Annotated in this window: 17 protein-coding genes; 15 read left to right on the forward strand and 2 right to left on the reverse strand. The window is 55.1% G+C overall.

What is annotated here, in order from left to right:
* The first annotated feature begins 71 nt into the window (after positions 1-71).
* Genes gspG through FCS97_RS01770 form a run of 15 tightly spaced genes read left to right on the forward strand, consistent with a single transcriptional unit; the run spans position 72 to position 15,861 of the window.
* Positions 72-521 carry a type II secretion system major pseudopilin GspG gene (gene gspG, locus FCS97_RS01700; protein ID WP_138516031.1) on the forward strand — a complete coding sequence of 150 codons (450 nt, stop codon included), beginning with the start codon at positions 72-74 and terminating at the stop codon, positions 519-521.
* Complete coding sequence (locus FCS97_RS01705) at positions 493-1,002, forward strand: prepilin-type N-terminal cleavage/methylation domain-containing protein (protein WP_138516033.1); 510 nt, start codon at positions 493-495, stop codon at positions 1,000-1,002. The genes gspG and FCS97_RS01705 overlap by 29 nt, the downstream gene beginning before the upstream one ends.
* Positions 999-1,373: a type II secretion system minor pseudopilin GspI gene (gene gspI / locus FCS97_RS01710; protein WP_138516035.1), complete on the forward strand. Its 375-nt coding sequence runs from the start codon at positions 999-1,001 to the stop codon at positions 1,371-1,373. Before FCS97_RS01705 ends, gspI begins: the two co-directional genes overlap by 4 nt.
* Positions 1,370-2,059, forward strand: coding sequence for a PulJ/GspJ family protein (locus tag FCS97_RS01715; RefSeq protein ID WP_138516037.1), 690 nt, complete (start codon positions 1,370-1,372; stop codon positions 2,057-2,059). Before gspI ends, FCS97_RS01715 begins: the two co-directional genes overlap by 4 nt.
* Positions 2,059-3,009 (forward strand): type II secretion system minor pseudopilin GspK, encoded by a 951-nt coding sequence (gspK, locus tag FCS97_RS01720; protein ID WP_138516039.1) that lies wholly within the window; start codon positions 2,059-2,061, stop codon positions 3,007-3,009. The genes FCS97_RS01715 and gspK overlap by 1 nt, the downstream gene beginning before the upstream one ends.
* Positions 3,010-4,263, forward strand: coding sequence for a type II secretion system protein GspL (gene gspL, locus FCS97_RS01725; RefSeq protein ID WP_138516041.1), 1,254 nt, complete (start codon positions 3,010-3,012; stop codon positions 4,261-4,263).
* Positions 4,260-4,787: a type II secretion system protein GspM gene (gene gspM / locus FCS97_RS01730; RefSeq protein WP_138516043.1), complete on the forward strand. Its 528-nt coding sequence runs from the start codon at positions 4,260-4,262 to the stop codon at positions 4,785-4,787. Before gspL ends, gspM begins: the two co-directional genes overlap by 4 nt.
* Complete coding sequence (gene gspN / locus FCS97_RS01735; protein WP_138516045.1) at positions 4,784-5,515, forward strand: type II secretion system protein N; 732 nt, start codon at positions 4,784-4,786, stop codon at positions 5,513-5,515. Before gspM ends, gspN begins: the two co-directional genes overlap by 4 nt.
* Positions 5,515-7,938: a type II secretion system secretin GspD gene (gene gspD, locus FCS97_RS01740; RefSeq protein WP_138516047.1), complete on the forward strand. Its 2,424-nt coding sequence runs from the start codon at positions 5,515-5,517 to the stop codon at positions 7,936-7,938. Before gspN ends, gspD begins: the two co-directional genes overlap by 1 nt.
* A complete protein-coding gene (gene gspE, locus FCS97_RS01745) occupies positions 7,935-9,398 on the forward strand; it encodes a type II secretion system ATPase GspE (RefSeq protein ID WP_171035128.1) in 1,464 nt (487 codons plus the stop codon). Before gspD ends, gspE begins: the two co-directional genes overlap by 4 nt.
* A gap of 6 nt (positions 9,399-9,404) precedes the next feature.
* Positions 9,405-10,619: a type II secretion system inner membrane protein GspF gene (gene gspF, locus FCS97_RS01750; RefSeq protein WP_138516049.1), complete on the forward strand. Its 1,215-nt coding sequence runs from the start codon at positions 9,405-9,407 to the stop codon at positions 10,617-10,619.
* Complete coding sequence (locus FCS97_RS01755) at positions 10,616-11,329, forward strand: response regulator (protein ID WP_138516051.1); 714 nt, start codon at positions 10,616-10,618, stop codon at positions 11,327-11,329. Before gspF ends, FCS97_RS01755 begins: the two co-directional genes overlap by 4 nt.
* A 4-nt stretch (positions 11,330-11,333) precedes the next feature.
* Entirely contained in the window at positions 11,334-13,247 is a 1,914-nt protein-coding gene (locus FCS97_RS01760; protein ID WP_138516053.1) for a sensor histidine kinase, read from the forward strand.
* The gene (locus FCS97_RS01765) at positions 13,244-13,957 is read left to right on the forward strand and encodes a response regulator (protein ID WP_138516055.1); all 714 of its coding nucleotides are present in this window, start codon (positions 13,244-13,246) and stop codon (positions 13,955-13,957) included. Before FCS97_RS01760 ends, FCS97_RS01765 begins: the two co-directional genes overlap by 4 nt.
* Positions 13,954-15,861, forward strand: coding sequence for a sensor histidine kinase (locus tag FCS97_RS01770; RefSeq protein WP_138516056.1), 1,908 nt, complete (start codon positions 13,954-13,956; stop codon positions 15,859-15,861). Before FCS97_RS01765 ends, FCS97_RS01770 begins: the two co-directional genes overlap by 4 nt.
* Positions 15,862-15,891: 30 nt before the next feature.
* Here FCS97_RS01770 and FCS97_RS01775 read toward each other — a convergent pair whose 3' ends face one another.
* Both FCS97_RS01775 and FCS97_RS01780 read right to left on the reverse strand, forming a co-directional pair.
* Entirely contained in the window at positions 15,892-16,836 is a 945-nt protein-coding gene (locus FCS97_RS01775) for a hydroxymethylglutaryl-CoA lyase (RefSeq protein WP_425460732.1), read from the reverse strand.
* Positions 16,833-18,884, reverse strand: coding sequence for an ATP-binding protein (locus FCS97_RS01780; RefSeq protein WP_138516058.1), 2,052 nt, complete (start codon positions 18,882-18,884; stop codon positions 16,833-16,835). Before FCS97_RS01780 ends, FCS97_RS01775 begins: the two co-directional genes overlap by 4 nt.
* Positions 18,885-18,894 lie beyond the last annotated feature (10 nt).

Consider the following 18,894-nt stretch of genomic DNA (forward strand, 5'->3'; position numbering starts at 1 on the left):
TGCTGTCAAATATTCATAAAATGGGTGTAACCTTCAGCAAGGATAATTCTGGATCTTTTCTACGGTTGTTTATGAAAAAACTAAATTCGCTTCAAGGCAAAAAACAAAACAAGGGTTTTACCCTGATTGAAATTATGGTGGTTGTAGTCATTCTTGGCATTCTTGCCACCCTGGTGGTGCCAAAGATTATGGGTCGCCCGGATGAAGCCCGCGTGGTTGCTGCCAAGCAGGACATTGCCTCGGTGATGCAGGCCCTTAACCTGTACCGCTTGGACAACAGCCGCTACCCAACCACTGAGCAGGGTTTGCAAGCGTTGGTGACTCTCCCGACAACAGAACCCGTGCCACGCAATTACAAGCAGGGCGGTTATTTGTCTCGCCTGCCAGTTGACCCTTGGGGCAGCAACTACCAGTTTTTGAGCCCGGGCATCAATGGCGAAGTTGATGTGATGAGCTTTGGCGCAGACGGCAAAGCCGGTGGTGAGGGCGTGAATGCCGACATTGGTTCCTGGAGTCTCTAAGCAGGGTTTCACCCTGCTTGAACTGCTGGTGGTGATCGTCGTTTTGTCGATCGCCGCTGGCCTTATTGTGGTGCGCGGCACACCCGGCGACTCCAATTACTTGGAGTCTGACGCCAAAAAGCTGTCGCAACTGCTGCGCATTGCCCAGCAAGAATCCCTTCTGAAATCCAAAGACATTCGCTTTGTGGCCGGCGATGAAGGCTATACCTTTGAGGAATTCACCGGCAGCCGTTGGGTGCCAGTAAGCACGGAACCCCTGCTACGCCCTCGCCTTTGGGACAACGGTCCCTTCAAGGTAACCCTGATTAATGAGGGCCTGGAGAACAAATTCCTGACCCTGGAAAGCCAGGCTGGCCTGAAACGCCAGGCCATTGTGCTTCAACGCAACCAGGTTCAAGTGGTGCTGGAAAGCCAGGCCAGTGGGGTGTTCAAGGTGGGCAAACCCAACACGGTGCTGAACAGGGGCAGTCAGCGCCTATGAAACAGCAGCGCGGTTTTACCCTGATTGAAGCATTGGTTGCAATGACCATTATTGCTGTGGCCTTGATCGCTTGCCTGAAGGCCGCGGGTAATTTGAATATTCAGCAGGACGAGATGATCAAGCGGCAGTATGCGCAGTGGAGCGCAAAGAATGCGGCCAACTTCATTCGGGTGTCCGGTGTTTTCCCAAGCGCACAAACAGCACAACAAGCCTGCCCACAGGGCAATTTCCGTTTCGTGTGCCGGGTTGAAATTTCAAATACCCCAAACCCGAATTTCAGACGGGTGGAAATTCAGGTGCTGGACGCCTTTGAGGGTGCCCAAGGCAATCAACTTGCACGCTTGGTGATTTTCTTGAGTAGTGCGCCATGAGTAAAAACGCACAAGGTTTCACACTGTTGGAAGTGCTGATCGCCTTGGGCATTGTGTCGGTGATCTCGATTTTGTCCTGGCAGGGTTTGCAAGAGGTGCTGCGCTCGGCCAACCGGGTGACCGAAGTGGATGAGCAAATTCAAACTGTATCGGCGGTGTTGTCGCAATTTGAGAAAGACCTGGGTGCGCTTGAGCTGACGCTGGAGGCGCCCACCCCGGAAAGCGATTTGATTGAAGTAACCGGCAATGGCCTGCTGATTCAGTTTACCCAGCGCAACACCAGCGAACCCGCCTACCGGGAGCGTGTGGAATGGGTGCTGGACGGCACCAACTTGCTGCGAATTGCCCGGCGCGAGCTGAACCCTGAGCAACCCTCGATCAGCGACCCGATTGCCACCCGTGGCATGCAGGTGCGCCTTCTGCGGGAACCGGGCGGCTGGAGTAGCCCCGTGATATTTGGCAACCACATTGTTCAAGAACGCACCGATCTTGAATTGCAAGGGCCCGCTTTGCAGTTGAACAGCGGCAGCCCGGCACAGCGCCCCCCCGAGAGCGGAGAGGGCGAAACACCGGGAACACCTGAAGGGCAGGCCGTGCAAAGCCTGGTACGGGCGGTTGAAATCAGCTTGACCCAACCCAACAACCAGGCTGTAACGCGGGTGTTTTTAACAGGCGGGGTGTACTGATGCAATTGACTCGAGCCCCAAGGCAACAAGGCGCAGCCGTGGTCATGGCGCTGTTTATTGTAGTGCTGTGCACACTGGCAGTAAGCCCTTTGATCTGGAATCTGTTTGCAACCGCCAAAACCATTTCAGTGGCTGCTGCACGCGACCAGGCGGATGCTGTTAGCCGCAGCGGTGTAGATTGGGCCCGTGTTATTTTGCGCGAAGACGCGAGGGTGTCTACCACTGACACTTTGACTGAGCCTTGGGCTGTGCCCTTGGCAGAAAGCCGCATCAACGAGGGTTTGATGCGCAAGGAAGAAAACGCCACTGACGTGGATGACCGCGAGGTGGTGTTGACCGGGCGAATTGAGGATGCACAAGGGCGCTTTAACCTGCGCAACCTGGGTGCTGACAACCCACGCCAGCAAATTTGGCTGGCTGGCTTTACCAAACTGTGCGACCTGCTGAGCGTGCCTGCGGACCAGCGCAACTTGCTGGTGCAAACCTTGAGCAGCATGTTCATGCCAAAACTGGCCAACCCCGAAGAGCAAGGAATTGACCCCAACGCCCCACCCATTGAACCGGCTTTGCGTTGGGAAGAGTTTCGCGGCAAGTACGGAATCTCTGAGGAAACCTGGAACCAGTTGCGCCCTTATGTCGCCATTTTGCCCAAAGCGAGTGCGGTAAATGCCAACACTGCATCTGCCGAGGTGCTTTACGCAGTAGTAGAAGAAATGAGTTTTAGCGATGCCCAGCGACTGCTGGCCCAACGTGAAAGAGTCACTTTCAGAAATGTGGCCGATATTCGGGCTGCCCTGAATGCAAATGTGACCATAAACAATGATTTAATAACCGTGAGAAGCAATTACTTCCTGGTAGAAGGCACTGCACAGGTAGAGGAAGCGTTGATTCGGACCCGGGCTTTGCTTGAGCGAAGAGACCAGCGCGTGTATGTGATGTGGAGACAATAATTGAATAACAACCAACCCTTGTTGGTGATTTGGTGGCCAAAAGCCCTGGACCAAACCCGTGCGGAAGAAGAAGGCCGCATGATTCGCCTGCGTTACGAAGTGCTGGCCCGAAGTGGCGACAAATTGCATGGTGGCGAAGAAGCCCTGAACAAGCTACCGAAGGACATGCCTTGCCTGGTCTTGGTGAACCCCACCGAAGTGGGCCTGTTTGCCGTGGTGCCGCCAAAATTGACTGGTAACAAACTGAAAGAGGCGCTGCCCTTTCTGGTTGAACCTTATTTGCTCAATGAACCTGAAGAAAACCACGTAAGCCTTTGGCCCAACCTGCCCAACCATCTGGGCGGCGCGAAGCTGGCCGCCGTGCTGGGCAAAACACGCGCACGCAGCATTGTCAGCAGCTGTGCACAACAAGGGCTGAAGTTGGCAGGCTTGAGCTGCGAAACACTGCGTGAACGCACCGGAAGCGAGGGCGCGGCATGGCTGAGCGGACAAGATTTTATTTTGGTCGATGGCATTGACACTCCCCTGCTGACCCCCGCCACCCAACCCGCCGTGTTGAAAGTGATGCTGCAACGCCGATTGCAACAAACCGGCGCCCCCGTAATTGAGTTGAGTAACACTGACCACGCGTGGCTGAACACCCAGGTGGACGGTGCCATGGGTGAAAATAAAATTCGGGCCAGTGCCAAAGCACCGGTCGAGCCCCTGCCAAAGCTGTTGAACAAAAGCCTGTTGAACGCGGACGAACTTCGAAAAATGGGCATGCGCCCCATGGCCAACCAGGCTGGCTTGCGCAAATTGCTTGCCCCTGCCGCGGTGTTGTTGGCTGTTGCGGTGCTGGGCTTGAATGCATTGGCCTTCAAAATTGAAAACGCCAACGCCGCCATTGAAGCGCAGATTGCGGAAAGCTATGCACAGGCCTTGCCCAACACGCCCATGGTGGCCGACCCCCTGCTGTTGATTGAACGAGAAAAACGCAACCTGAACGCCGGGCTGGACACCAGCAATGCCCAGGGTGCAAGCGCCCTGCTGCACGAGGTGGGGCTGGCCATGGAGCAAGCGCCTTTTAACAGCATGGTCGATTTTGCCTGGGCTGAGAACACACTCAGTGTTCGGTTCAACGCCAATGTTTCTGAAGACCAGCAAGGTGCCGCTTTGCAAAAACTCAAGGCCAGAAGGCTGGAGGCCAAGTGGCTGATTGGTGCGCAATCCAACTTGCCAGTGCTGCAAGTAAAGAAGGGAGTTGCGCGATGAAACCCACTGACTTCCTGAACAAGGCGCAAGCCCAACTGGACCAACTGAACAGCAGGGAACGAAAACTGGTGACTTACGGTGGCGCGTTGGCGGCCATTCTGATTGCCTGGTTTGTTCTGATCGAACCAGCCTTACTGACCATACAACAAGGACCAGCCAACCAGGCTGCGCTGGTGGACAAAGCTGGCCAGGTGATGCGCGCTGCGCAAGACCTTGAAGCCCTGCGCGGCGCACGCTCGAGAGTTGTCGTACCCGAGAGCGATTTGCAGGCCCGCCTGCAACAACTGCTCGACGAACAAGGCATTGCAGAGCAGGCCGCATTGGTGCGCACCGAAGAGGGCGACATTCGTGTGGAGTTCAACAATGTGTCGGCCAGTGGCTTTTTGGCCTGGATGGCGCGCGCAGAGGCCATTTCCAGCATTAATTTGAATTTGGCCGAAGTCGAGAAAGTGGAAGCCGGGGTGTTGAAAGGTTATGTAACCTTGTTGCCAGCCAACCAGGGCAATGCAGGCGCGCCCCAATGAAACGATTGCGAGGCTTGTGGCCGTTTGCCTTGATTGCCCTGGCGGTGCTGGTGTGGAATTACCCGGTGTATGCCGTGTCCGGCAGCATTGAATCAGCAAGCGACGGTAAGGTGCGGGTGCTTGGCAGCAACGGTTCGGTGTGGGCCGGGCAAATGCAGTTGGGTTTGTCGGATGGGGCACGGGTGTATGCCATTCCGGAGGCACTGGCCTGGCGGCTGAAGTTGGGCAGCGACGCTGGTTGGCTGGCCATTGAAGTAACACATCCAAAATTCGTACAGCCTTTGCATCTGGGATTCAATGGCGCAGGTATTACTGTCAGTGGTGGAGAACTTCGAATGCCCGCAGCCTGGCTGGGGGCAACAGGCGCACCATTCAATACCATTCGACCCGAGGGGCTGTTGCAGTTAAGCTGGCTTGAATGGGAAAGCGGCAAGAACATGAATGCCACACTGAAATGGCTGGATGCGCAATCGGCGCTGGCCAGCATTCGACCCTTGGGTGAATATGTCATCACCGTGACAGGAAATCCTGATACAAGAATAGACATGACACTGGCGACCAACAAAGGCCCCTTGATGCTGGAGGGAAATGGTCAGTGGACAAACGGACAACGATTTGTATTCAATGGGTATGCCAGTGCACAGGAACGCAGCAAGGATGCGTTGACAGGCTTGCTCAGCCAGATGGGACGACTTGAAGGCGATCGCTATCGCTTGGGTGTATTTTGATGAAAGAAGCAAAAATAAAAGGAACAGTGAGCTTGAACACTGCACGCATGGGACAAATGAAACGCTCGCTTTTGAGCATTGCGCTGGCCTCTATGGGCTTGGGATTGGGTGTTGCAGGCCATGCACAAAACCTGAACCTTCAAAGCACGGCACGGGTACAAAACAGCCAGGAAGACAAGTTTGCACTGAACTTTGTGAACGCCGACATTGATGCGGTGGTGCGTGCAATTGGCTCGTTTACCAATCAAACCTTTGTGGTTGACCCGCGCGTGCGCGGCACCATTTCACTGGTGTCGCCTGAACCCTTGAGCGCAGCCGATGCGAAAAATGCGCTGCTGGCGGCGCTGCGCCTGCAAGGCTTCACCATTGTGGAAAGTGGTGGAATTGCCCGTGTGTTGCCCGAAAACGATGCCAAGGTGCAAGCCGACAGTGTCGACCCCCGCCGCGCGATGAACCAAAGCGGCAATGCAATCGTGACCCAGGTGTTTCAGTTGAACTATGAATCGGCCACTGCACTGGTTCCGGTGCTGCGCCCCTTGATTGCACCGAACAACACCATTGCCGCCTATCCCAACAACAACACCCTGGTGATTACCGATTACGCAGACAACCTGCAACGAATTGCCCGAATTATTGCCAGCATTGATGGCCCTTACTCCGGAGACCTGGAAGTAGTTCCGCTGGAACATGCACTGGCTGTGGATTTGGCTGCCATATTGGGCCGCATGCTGGATGAAGGCAACCGGGGAACCGGCGCTGCCGTGGATGCAGGGCAGCGTTTGTCCGTGATGGCAGACCCCCGCACCAATTCACTATTACTGCGCACGCCCAGCAAGGCGCGATTGAACCTCGCGAAGGCCTTGATTGCCAAGCTGGACCAGCCCACCAAACAGCCTGGCAATGTGTGGGTGGTGTACCTGAAAAACGCCGAAGCGGCCAAGCTGGCGAAAACACTGCAAGCGGTGCTCAGCAGCAGTCCGATTTCTGACAACAGTTCATCGGGATTGAGCTCGCTTTCTGGCGGCGGCTTGGCAGGTGGATTGGGCGACACATCGAATACCAACAACAGCACGCGCAACGTTACCAATGGCAGCCCTGGCTTGGGCGGTGGCAGCAGCTTGGGCTCCTCATTGGGTGGTGGTACTTCCAGCGGGCAATTGAGCGCGGCTTCCGGCAATGTGGATTTGAACAACGGCGGCATTGTGCAGGCCGACCCTTCCACCAATTCGCTGATTATCACCGCGCCCGAACCGATTTACCGCAACCTGCGCTCCATCATCGAAAAGCTGGATGTGCGCCGCGCACAAGTGTTTGTAGAGTCCCTCATTGTTGAAGTGTCCACTGACAAAGCAGCCGAGTTTGGCATTCAGTTTCAGGGCTTGTCGGGCGTGGGTGCGGACGGTGTGCGCGTAATCGGCGGCACCAACTTCAATGACCCAGGTTCAGGCAGCAATATTCTGGGCGCAGCCACCAACCTGGGTTCGGTGGGCCGCGGTTTGAACATCGGCGTGATTGACGGACAGGTGAATATTCCAGGCATTGGCACCATTTCCAACCTGGGCTTTTTGGCGCGGGCACTGGAAAGCAAGGCCAATGCGAACATTCTTTCCACACCGAATATTCTGACGCTGGACAACGAGGAGGCCAAAATTGTAATTGGCCAGAACGTGCCTTTCATCACCGGCCAATTCACCAACAGCGGTGGCAACGGCGCAACTGTAAACCCCTTCCAGACCATTGAGCGACAGGACGTGGGCTTGACCTTGCGCGTGAAGCCGCAGGTGTCTGAAGGCGGCATCGTGAAGCTGGGGATTTTCCAGGAAGTGAGTTCGGTGGTGGACAGTACCAATGTGTCGGGCATCATCACCAACAAACGCTCCATTGAAAGCAATGTGCTGGTCGAAACCGGGAACATCATTGTGCTGGGTGGTTTGGTGGAAGACCGGGTAACAGGCAATGAGGAAAAGGTGCCGGGCTTGGGCGATGTGCCAGTGCTGGGGCAGTTTTTCCGCTACGACAACCGACGCCGCCAGAAAACCAACTTGATGGTGTTTTTGCGGCCCGTGGTGGTGCGCAACGAGGACCAGGCCCAAAGCATTGTGACGAACCGCTACGACTACATGCGCCAGTTGCAACAGGAAAACCAGCCCGAAAAACGCTTTGGCTTGCCCAATATGGAAGCCCCAGTGTTGCCAAGCCGCCGACCTGCCGATATAGCGCGCCCCAACGCGGTGGCCCCGGCTCAAAACAATGCTGATTCAATCAACCTGACGCCAAGCAATCGCATTTTGGTGATTCCACGCGCAGGGGAAAGCAGCAGCAATTCCGATGTAGGCCCCAATGGCGGGCGCATTGTACGCGGCAGCGGCAATGAAACCAGCTCGAACCTGGGCACAGCGCCCACTGGAGGTAACAAGCCTTGAGCGAGCTGCGCTTCAACCCACAAACTGTTGCCCGTTTGCACTACGGTTTTGCGCGACAAAACCAGGTGCTGTGCCTGGACGCACATGCCGATCAATGGCGCCTGGCTTTCAGCCCACGCACGCCCAGCCATGCACTGATTGAAGCGCAGCGTGTGGCACCCTGCCCGATCGACTGGGTGTTTTGTGAAGATGCTGTGGTGCTGGAAAAAACGATCAATCAAGCGTATTCGAACCAGGAAACCAGTGCAGCGGCCGTGGCCGACGAGGTGGCGGGCGACCTGGACCTGGACCAGTTGATGCAAGACATTCCAGCAGTTGAAGACCTGCTGGAAACCGAGGATGACGCGCCGATTATCCGGATGATCAACGCCTTGTTGACCCAGGCCAGCCGAGATGGCGCATCGGATATTCACATCGAAGCGTTCGAAACCCATTCAGCAGTTCGCTTCCGCGTCGACGGCACCCTGCGGGATGTGTTGCAACCTCGCCGAGAACTGCACTCCGCCCTTATTTCACGTATCAAGATTATGGCCAGCCTGGACATTGCTGAAAAGCGATTGCCACAAGATGGCCGAATCACCCTGCGCATTGGCGGCAAGCCGATGGACGTGCGGGTTTCAACCTTGCCCACAGGCCACGGTGAACGCGCCGTGCTGCGTTTGCTCGACAAAGAAGCGGGCCGGCTTGAACTGAGCCGACTGGGCATGCCAGAGCACACCCTGAAGGAAATGGATCGTCTGTGCAATATGCCGCACGGCATTATCTTGGTCACAGGCCCAACAGGTTCGGGTAAAACCACCACGCTGTATGCCGCGCTGTCGCGAATTGATTCATCCACCACGAATGTGATGACGGTGGAAGACCCGGTCGAATACGACTTGCCCGGCATCAGCCAAACCCCTGTGAATGCCAAAATCGACATGACCTTTGCCAAGGCCTTGCGCGCCATTTTGCGCCAGGACCCCGACGTGATCATGATCGGTGAAATCCGCGACCTTGAAACTGCGCAAATTGCGGTGCAGGCTTCGCTGACGGGTCACCTGGTGTTGGCCACTTTGCACACCAACGACTCGGTGAGCGCAGTAACGCGTTTGGTCGACATGGGTGTTGAACCATTTTTGCTGTCCTCCAGCCTGTTGGGCGTGTTGGCCCAGCGCTTGGTGCGCCGCCTGTGCCCCCACTGCAAAACAAGCACCGTGGACGAGCAAGGCGCGACCCACTGGCATGCCAATGGCTGCGACCAATGCGGCCACACAGGCTACATTGGCCGAACCGGCGTGTACGAATTGTTCACCATCGACGATGAATTGCGCACCATGGTGCACAACGAAAACTCGGAAGCAGAAATGCGCCAACGCGCGCAGGCCAAGGGCATGAAGAACATGAGGGAAGACGGCCAACGCTGGGTTGACACAGGCACCACCACACTGGAAGAACTGCTTCGAGTGACGAGAGATTAACCACACATGGCCGTTTTTCGATACGAGGCATTAAACGCCCAAGGCAAAACAGTCAAAGGCTCGATGGAAGCCGATTCGCCCCGCGCCGCGCGCAACCAAATGCGCATGCAGGGCATGACCCCAATTGAAGTCGTTGAGGTGGGCAGCGCCAAGATGACCGGCAAGAAAGCCGGGCGTTTTGACCGGGAACTGAGCAACCGTGAAGTGGTGCTGTTGACCCGCCAGCTGGCCAGCCTGCTGCAAGCCCGTTTGGCATTGGCACAAGCTTTGGCGGCATTGGTTGAACAGGCTGAGAAACCCTTGATACGGGAACGCATCAACAGCATTCGTTCTGAAGTGGTTTCTGGCACACCCTTAAGCCAGGCACTGGCGCAGTACCCAAAAGCCTTCCCTGAAATGTATGTGGCCACTGTGGCTGCGGGTGAAAATACCGGTGATTTGGGTGGCGTGCTGTCCAAACTGGCCGACGCACTGGAAGCCCGCCAGGCCTTGCAACAAAAAGTGAGTGCCGCCTTTATTTACCCAGCCATTGTGACGGTGGTCGCCTTGATGGTGGTGATTGGTCTGCTGACCTATGTGGTGCCACAGGTGGTGTCGGTGTTCGAAAGCAACAACCAGGCTTTGCCAACCTTGACCGTGGTGATGATCGCCTTGTCCGACTTGTTGCGCGATTGGGGATGGCTGATGGCCCTTGCGCTTGCAATTGCCATTTACCTGTTTCGCAACGCGCTGAAGAACAAAGCCTTCAAGCTGAAGTTTGATGAAGCCGTGCTGACCATCCCGGTGGTTGGCCCTTTTGTGCGGGCAGTGAACACTGCGCGTTTGGCTTCCACGCTGTCGATACTGGTGGGCAGCGGTGTTCCCATTTTGAAGGCGCTGGCTGCGGCCAACCGCACCTTGGGCAACAGCGCATTGCAGCTGGCCATGATCGATGTTCAGGAGCGCGTGAAAGAAGGCAGTGGCTTGAGCAAAGCCATGGGCAAAAGCGGCCTGTTTCCGCCAGTGCTCACCCACCTTGTGGCCAGCGGCGAGGCCACGGGGCAGCTGGCTGCCATGCTGGAGCGTGCCTCGGAAAGCCAACGCACCGAAGTGGAACGCAAAGCCATGTGGCTGACCAGCTTAATGGAGCCCATACTTATTTTGGTGATGGGCCTGATTGTGTTATTGATTGTACTGGCTGTGATGATGCCGATTATTGAAGTCAACCAACTGATCCAATGAACATACAAAGCAGAACAGAAATTGGACAAGACACCATCCGCGTGATGCTGGTGGACGACGACGAGCGCATACAACAAGCGCTGCGCCTGGGCATTGAAACCCACCCTGAGCTGAACCTGGTCGGACAGGCCTACACCCTGAAAGAAGCCATGATCGTGGTTGAACAACTGCAACCCGATGTAGTACTGGTTGACCTGGGCTTACCCGATGGCAGCGGGCTGGAATTGATCGCGCACATTCACCAGCACCTGCCTGGTTGCGAAAGCATGGTATTGACCGTGTTTGGTGATGAATCACATGTGATTTCAAGTATTGAGGCGGGGGCCACAGGCTACCTGACCAAAGACACACGCACCGCAGACATTCTGGACCGATTGAAACAACTGCGCGCAGGCGGTTCACCCATCAGCCCGGTGATTGCGCGGCGGCTGCTGAACCGTTTTCGCGGTGTCGCCACACCCGATCAACTACCCACCAGCAAATCAACTGCCACGCATGAATTCACCCCCCTGTCCGAGCGGGAACAACAGGTGCTTGAGATGGTGGCCAAGGGTTTCATGCAAGCTGAAATCGCAGACATTCTGGGTGTTTCCATCAACACAATCAGCACCTACATTAAACGTATTTACAAAAAACTGGCGGTAAACTCCCGCACCAGCGCTGTTCATCGCGCCAATGCCTTGGGATTGATCAATCTGAAAGACTGCTGAAACAATGCCAAGCGCACAATTAACGCCCGCATCCAATTGGGTAAAGCGACTCGGCTTTTTCTATGCATTGGCCGTGCTGATTGCACTCAGTGGTGCGGCCGTGTTGTATTACCAAATTGCCAAAGCCATACCCAGCGACCCCGCCGCCATTGAATTAACCATGGCACGCTTTGCAGCGCACACCGACTACCAAACCAGCCCACCTGCGCACCTGGCCAACGCTCCCGTGGTGCTGCTGCCCCACAGAATTGACGACATGCTGCGCGGCCCTGGCGGGTTTTACTGGTATGAACTGGATTTCAACGTGGCCAGCGACAGCCGGATTGAGGCAATTTACATACCCCGCTTTGCCATGAATGCAGAGGTGTATCTCAATGGCGATCGCGTCGCATTCTATGGCCCGTTAACTGGTGCATATGCCGAGCGCAACTGGAACCGCCCGCAGATCGTGAACCTGGGGGCCAAGGCACTTCAGCCGGGCAAAAACACGCTGGCCATTCAAGTGCGCGCGTTTCCAGACTACCTGGCAGGCTTGTCATCGATCTGGCTGGGTTCAGACGAAAATTTGCGCGAAGCCTACCGTTCGCGTTATGAAGTCCAGGTGACTTCGGTTTACCTCAGCACGGCCTTTGTATTGGGTGCGGGTATTGTGTTGACCATACTGATCGGAATGGGCAAAACGCGCAGTGGACTGCTCACGTTACTTGCCGCCACCTGCTTTTTGTGGGGCATTCGGAACCTGGCATTTTTGACCACGGTGCCGCCCTTTGAACATGGTTTGTGGATCCAGATTACCCAAGGCGGCTTGCTGGTGTTTGCCAGTGCAATCGTATTGCTGATACTTCTTTATTGCAGGGTGCCCAAACCAAGGCTGGAGTGGAAAATATGGTGGGCCTACACCCTCAGTTTTCCGGTTTTGCTGTTCATCAATGAGAACTGGGCACTGCGACTGGTGGGCTATTACGGCATTCTTGGCCTGTGCATGTACAGCTGGAATGTAGTGCTGCTGATTAGGCATGGAAACAACAAACAATCACTGGCACCGCACGCTTTCGGCTTTGGCTTGCTGTGCTACATGGCTTTGAGTTTGTCCGACCTGCTATTCCTCGCGGGTATTTTGCCGTTCGATGGTTACTTCTTGAATCAGTACATGGGCATTGCCATGTTTCTGGCCATGAGTTACTTCCTGATTGACCGCTACAGCGGTCTGCTGGCTGAATCGGACCGTTTTAACGAGACACTTCAAAGCCGCCTGATGGAGCGGGAAGTTGAATTGGCAACGCAATACCAGCGTATGCAAAAAACCGATGAAGAAAAAGTGAAAATGGCTGAGCGCCAACGCTTGATGGCGGACATGCACGACGGCTTGGGCGCCCACCTTGTGGCTGCCATTCACCACCTGCAATCTTCCAACTTCAACAGAAAAAGTACCTTGAACCTGCTTGAATCGGGCCTGCGGGATTTGCAATTGACAATTGATTCACTGGAGCCGATTGAGCAAGACCTGACCACCCTTCTGGGCGCCTTTCGCTACCGAATCGCAGACAATATGCGAAGTGCCGGCATTCGACTGCATTGGGTGGTCGATGAAGACATACCACCCGTGCCTTACCTGGACGCCCGGAACTGCCTGCATGTTTTGCGCATGGTTCAGGAAATTTTCACCAATATTTTGAAACATGCGAACGCCAGCGAGGTAAGCCTTCATGTTTCAAGGGGACCAAAATATGTGGGTGTTCAGATTCGGGACAACGGCGTAGGATTTGTGCTGGAGAGGAGCCGACACGGCAGGGGCTTGAAGAACCTCAAACAACGTGCGGCTTCACTGGGAGGCAACATTGAAATGTCCACTGAAGTGGGACATGGCACCTGTTTTCTGCTCAAATTACCCTTGAATACCGAAACCGGCCAACCATGAACGCGCGAGACCTTGATCAGTTTGAATCCAAGCCTATTGGTGTGATCCTGATCGAGGACGAACCAGCCACGCAAGACCACCTGACCCGCGTTATCGATTCCTCACCGCAAATGAAATTGCTGGGGGTGGCAAGCACTGTTCAAGACGCCTATTCCCTGCTGTTCATGACCAACCCCACAGTCGCCCTGATCGACTTGGGTTTGCCCGATTCCTCCGGAATTGAGGTGATTGAATGGCTTAGCAAACACAAGCCTGAAACAGAATGCCTGGTGATTACGGCTTTCGGTGATGAAGACCATGTGGTGAGAAGCCTTGAGGCAGGCGCAAGCGGCTATCTGCTCAAAGATTATTCCAACGAGGAACTGATTGAGCACATTCTGGAAGTGGCCAATGGTGGTTCGCCCATCAGCCCCTTGATTGCCCGCCAGTTGTTGTCAAAAATGCAGGCAGCACGGCCTGCCGACAGCGACTTTTTACAAGCGAAAACCGGGCAGGATGAGTCACAAAAAGCCTGCAGCATCACCGACCGGGAATTGAAAGTCATTCAACAAGTGGCACGCGGGTTCACAGCGCAGGAAATTGCAGCTCAAATGGGAATTTCTACCCACACCGTAGCCACGCATGTGAAGCGAATTTACAAAAAACTGCATGTTCACAGCAGGTCAGAAGCAGTCTACGAAGCCACTCTTCTGGGCTTGCTCGACCTTTGAACCCGGAACCCGTTGATCGCCTGTTTGCCTGGCGTTTTTCCCTGTTGTTCGCAATCACCCTGCTGGTGGCCTTGTGGGGCACGTTCAACGCCCCCCTGCCCGGCCTGGGTGATGACAATGCCAAAGCGCAAGCCTATCTGTTTGATCACGCCAAAGTGCTGTTCTCCAGCAATTCCGCACTGAGCGCAGCCGACGTGATGTCGCTGAATGCCAAGAAAACCGTGATGCTGCCCGATTCCTGGGACACCACCCAACCCGGCTTTGAAGGCCAAGGTTGGTACCAGATCGACTTTCGATTGGATCCGGCCAAACCCACCCCCAACACCGTGTTCTTGCCCAGGGCGATCATGAACGCGCACGCTTACCTGAACGGACACTGGATTGGCGGACTGGGCACCCTGGAGGGCGAGGTTACGCGGCATTGGAACTACCCTTACCTGTTTCAGTTTTCACCCGACCTTCTTTCCACTGGCCAAAACACCTTGCTGATTCAGGTGGCCGGCTACAAAAACTATCGCAGTGGCCTTGGTCGACTGTGGCTGGGCCCCAATGACACGCTCGAGCCAATGTATGAATCGTCTTACAGGTGGCAGGTCACCGGGTCGATGCTGGCCACACTGGTGGCCTTTGTCAGCGGCCTTTTGCTGCTGGCTTTCTCCAGGGTTTTTCGGGAACAGGAAGGGTTCTTTTTTTTCAGCCTTGCCGTGATCGTGTTTGCCATTCGCAACACCGGATATTTCATGGACTGGACGCCCCTGCCCCATGCGCAATGGGGTCAACTGGTGCACAGCCTGCATGCGTGGTTTGCCTGCCTGTACGGGCTTTTCCTGATCCGCTACATGAAACTTGGCTGGAACTGGATACCGAAGGGTTTGCTAACCTATGCGGTGACGGTTTCTCTGCTCACCTTTGCTGCAGGCAGCGAGCAAATCCTGAATTTCACATTCTGGTTGCTGTTGCCAATCATCCCGCTGGTGTTTGTGTTGAATTTGATTTTGCTAAGCCATTCCTGGCGCGCACGCAATTTCGAAGGCGCCATTCTGGGCTGTAGCTCCCTGCTGTTTGTGTTGCTCAGCATTCGGGATTTGGCCACCATGCTGAACCTGCTGCCCATCGAATCCATACTGCTGTCGCAGTACACCGGTATTTTGCTGTTTGTATGCGCTTGCTGGATTATTTTCAGGCGCTATCGCGGCTTGCTGCAAGAATTGAAATCATCCAATGACTCGCTGAATTCCGAACTGGCAGTTCGCGAACAACAACTGTTTCGACAATTCAATTTGTTGCGCAAAATTGAGCAACAACGGGCCCAGGACGATGAGCGCCGACGCATTATGCAAGACATTCACGATGGGGTGGGTTCCAGTTTGGTGTCGGCCCTGAACCTGAGCGAAACCAAGCCTTTGAGCCAGGATGAAATGCGCGATGTGTTGCAGGAATGCCTGGACGACTTGCGCATGGCGATTGATTCGCTTGATCCACAAAGTGATGACCTGCTGGCCTTGTTGGGCAACTTCCGCTGGCGCTACGAGCGTCGTTTGAAGGCAAGTGGTGTTTCATTGCTGTGGAGTGTGGCTGACGTTCCAAAATTGGAGGGCTACAGCTCTCGCGACCTGTTCGATCTGCTGCGAATTGTGCAGGAAATTTTTGCCAACAGCCTGAAACACGCCAAAGCCAGCAAGATTGAATTGAGTGTGCGCTGGGATGAGGCCAATGACAAAGTGCTGTTGAATATCAGCGACAACGGCGTGGGCATGCCCCACAACACCTTGGGGCGCGGGCGTGGTTTGGCACACATGAAAATTCGGGCCAAAGCCATTCGCATCGAACTTTACACTGGTCGCAACAGCCAAGGCCAAGGCGTGGCCGTGTTCATGGCCATTCCAAAAATGCGCAGAAAGTAAAACAAGCCGGGCAGTAAGTTGGGTGTGAACTCAGCTGCTGGCTTCTGAGTTCAATTTATTCCACACCGCGCGGCCTGCGCGGCTGATGTAAGGCTTGCCAATGCTGCCTGAAATCCACGCCCCGGTTTGCACCAACTTGTTCAGGTTCAAACCGGTTTGAATACCCATGCCATGCAGCAGATACACCACGTCCTCGGTGGCCACATTGCCAGTTGCACCTTTGGCATAGGGGCAACCACCCAAACCCGCGATCGAGCTGTGAAACGTGGCTACTCCTAGCTGCAAGGCAGCCAGAATATTCGCCAGGGCTTGCCCGTAAGTGTCATGGAAATGCCCTGCCACGTTGTTCAAGCCCACGCTGTAACCCACCGCCTCAAACACCTGGCTAACTCGCAAAGCGGTGCCCACGCCAATGGTGTCGGCCACATCAAATTCTTGCACCCCAATATCGCGAAGCCGCAGGGCCACTTCGGCTGCGCTTTGCACAGGCACTTCACCCTGATACGGGCAGCCCAGAGCACATGAAATAGAGCCGCGCAAATGAATGTTGTGTGCGCGGGCCAACTCGGCGACAGGTTTGAAACGCTCGATACTTTCAGCAATCGTGCAGTTGATGTTTTTTTGAGTGAATGCTTCCGATGCGGCGGTGAACACCACCGCTTCCTGCACACCGGCCTCAATGGCTGCCTCCATGCCTTTAAGGTTGGGCACCAGGGCTGAATAAGACACCGTGCGGTCTTGCAGTTCAGGCAGGTTTTGAAGGCCTGCCAACACATCGGCACCATCGGCCATTTGCGGCACCCATTTCGGCGACACAAAGGCTGCGGCTTCCAACCTGTGAATACCTGCCTCAATCAGTTGCTTGCACAGGTCAATTTTGATGGCTGTGGAAATTGGCATTTTCTCGTTTTGAAGGCCATCGCGTGGGCCAACTTCAACCAAGGTGACTTGGGCAGGAAGTTTAGTCATGCTCATTTTGAATTCATGTCTTCAGAAAAATGAATCAGCTCGGTGCCCTCGGTCACCTGATCACCAACAGGATGTGGAATGGCTTGCACTACACCATCGCAGGGCGAATTCAGGGTGTGTTCCATTTTCATGGCCTCCAGGCCAATCAAGGGCTGCCCTTTTTTAACAGCATCGCCCACTTTCACAAACACTGCAAACACCTTGCCCGGCATGGGTGCTGCAACACCGTGTGCGTCGTGCCCCTGATCGGCGCGAATGTGCGCCGGGTTTTGCCAGTGCAGGTTAACTTGTTCCGCACCCACATGAATGCTGAGATTGTCGCCATGCCAAATCAAATCAAAGGGGCTGCCTGCGTGTGGGCCTGTGTTGATACTGCCTTGGATTCGAGCCAAGCCACTTTGATTGCCCTGACCTGCCAGCGTTGCAATCAAAGAAGTGCCCGAGCATTGAATAGTCGCCTGCTGCCCATTGACCAAGACATGCGTGTGCGTGGCCAGGGCAGTATCGCGATTTAACCAGCGATCCTCCCGCAAGGGTGGTGCACTGGAATAGAAACCGTCGAGCTGGGCCATTGGGTCGGCAGTTCTTTGGCCTTGGGTGTGTTGATGCAAAGCCCAGCGCGCAAGACCGGCCATGGCATGCACAGTGTCAGGATTAATCGGGTTTGGTGTGTCAGTAGCAGTACTCATTCTGTCTATCAGCCCAGTGTCGTATCCACCTGCCGCGAACTCGGGATTCAAACACAAGCTGCGCAACCAAGCCAGGTTGTTTTTCACGCCCACACAACGCAACTGCGCCAAGGCATCGGCAAGTTTTTTCAATGCGGCTTCACGGGTGGGCGCCCAGGTAATCAGCTTGCCCACCATGGGGTCATAATACGGCGACACTGCGAGGCCAGAGCGCATGGAAGAATCGAGGCGAATGCCGGCAGTGCGGCCCGCATGGGTGCCCGTGCGAAACTCGATCGCATCCGGTGCTTCCCACAATTCAACGCTGCCAATGGCTGGCAAAAAACCTTGATCGGGGTTTTCGGCATACAGGCGCGCTTCAAAAGCATGGCCGTCGATGTGGATGGTTTCCTGCGTGGCGGGCAGGGGCAAGCCGGCTGCAATTTCGATTTGCCACTGCACCAAGTCAAAACCGGTGATCATTTCGCTGACAGGGTGTTCCACTTGCAAGCGCGTGTTCATTTCCATGAAATAGAATTCGCCACGTGCATCCAGCAAAAACTCGACTGTGCCCGCACCCACGTAATTCACGGCCTTGGCTACTTGCACTGCAGTGTGCCCAAAGGCTTCACGCTGTTGTTCAGTAAGACCAAATGCCGGTGCTTCTTCAATCACTTTTTGGTGGCGACGCTGTGCTGAACAATCGCGTTCAAACAAATGCACCACATTGCCGTGCGTGTCTGCAAACACCTGCACTTCAACGTGGCGTGGCTTGATGATCTGTTTTTCAAGCATCACGGTGGCGTCGCCGAATGCATTTTTGGCCTCGCGCTGGCAACTTTCCAAGGCGGTCTGCAATTCGCCTGAATTGTTCACAATTCGAATGCCTTTGCCACCACCGCCAGCCACGGCCTTGATCATCAGCGGAAAACCGATGCGTTCAGCTTCAGTTTGCAAAGTAGCCAACGATTGGTCGGCACCAAAGTAACCGGGAATCAGCGGCACGCCCGCGGGTTGCACGCAGGCCTTGGCTTCGCTTTTGCTGCCCATGATGCGAATGGCTTCAACACCAGGGCCGATGAAAGTGAGGTGTGCGTTGGCACAGGCCTGGGCGAATGCCGCATTTTCAGACAGAAATCCATAACCTGGGTGTATGGCCTGCGCACCGGTTTTCTTTGCAGCGGCAATCACTTTGTCGATATTCAGGTAACTTTGCGCGGCCTCGGGCTCGCCAAGGCACACGGCTTCATTGCATTCCTGCACATGCAAGGCCTGCGCATCGGCAGTGGAATACACCGCCACGGTGTGTATACCCATGGCCTGCGCTGTGCGGTTAATTCGGCGGGCAATTTCGCCCCGGTTGGCAATCAGTATTTTGGTGAACATTGTGTGAATA

The sequence above is a fragment of the Limnobacter alexandrii genome (assembly GCF_005871185.1).
GTDB classification, from domain to species: Bacteria; Pseudomonadota; Gammaproteobacteria; order Burkholderiales; family Burkholderiaceae_B; genus Limnobacter; species Limnobacter alexandrii.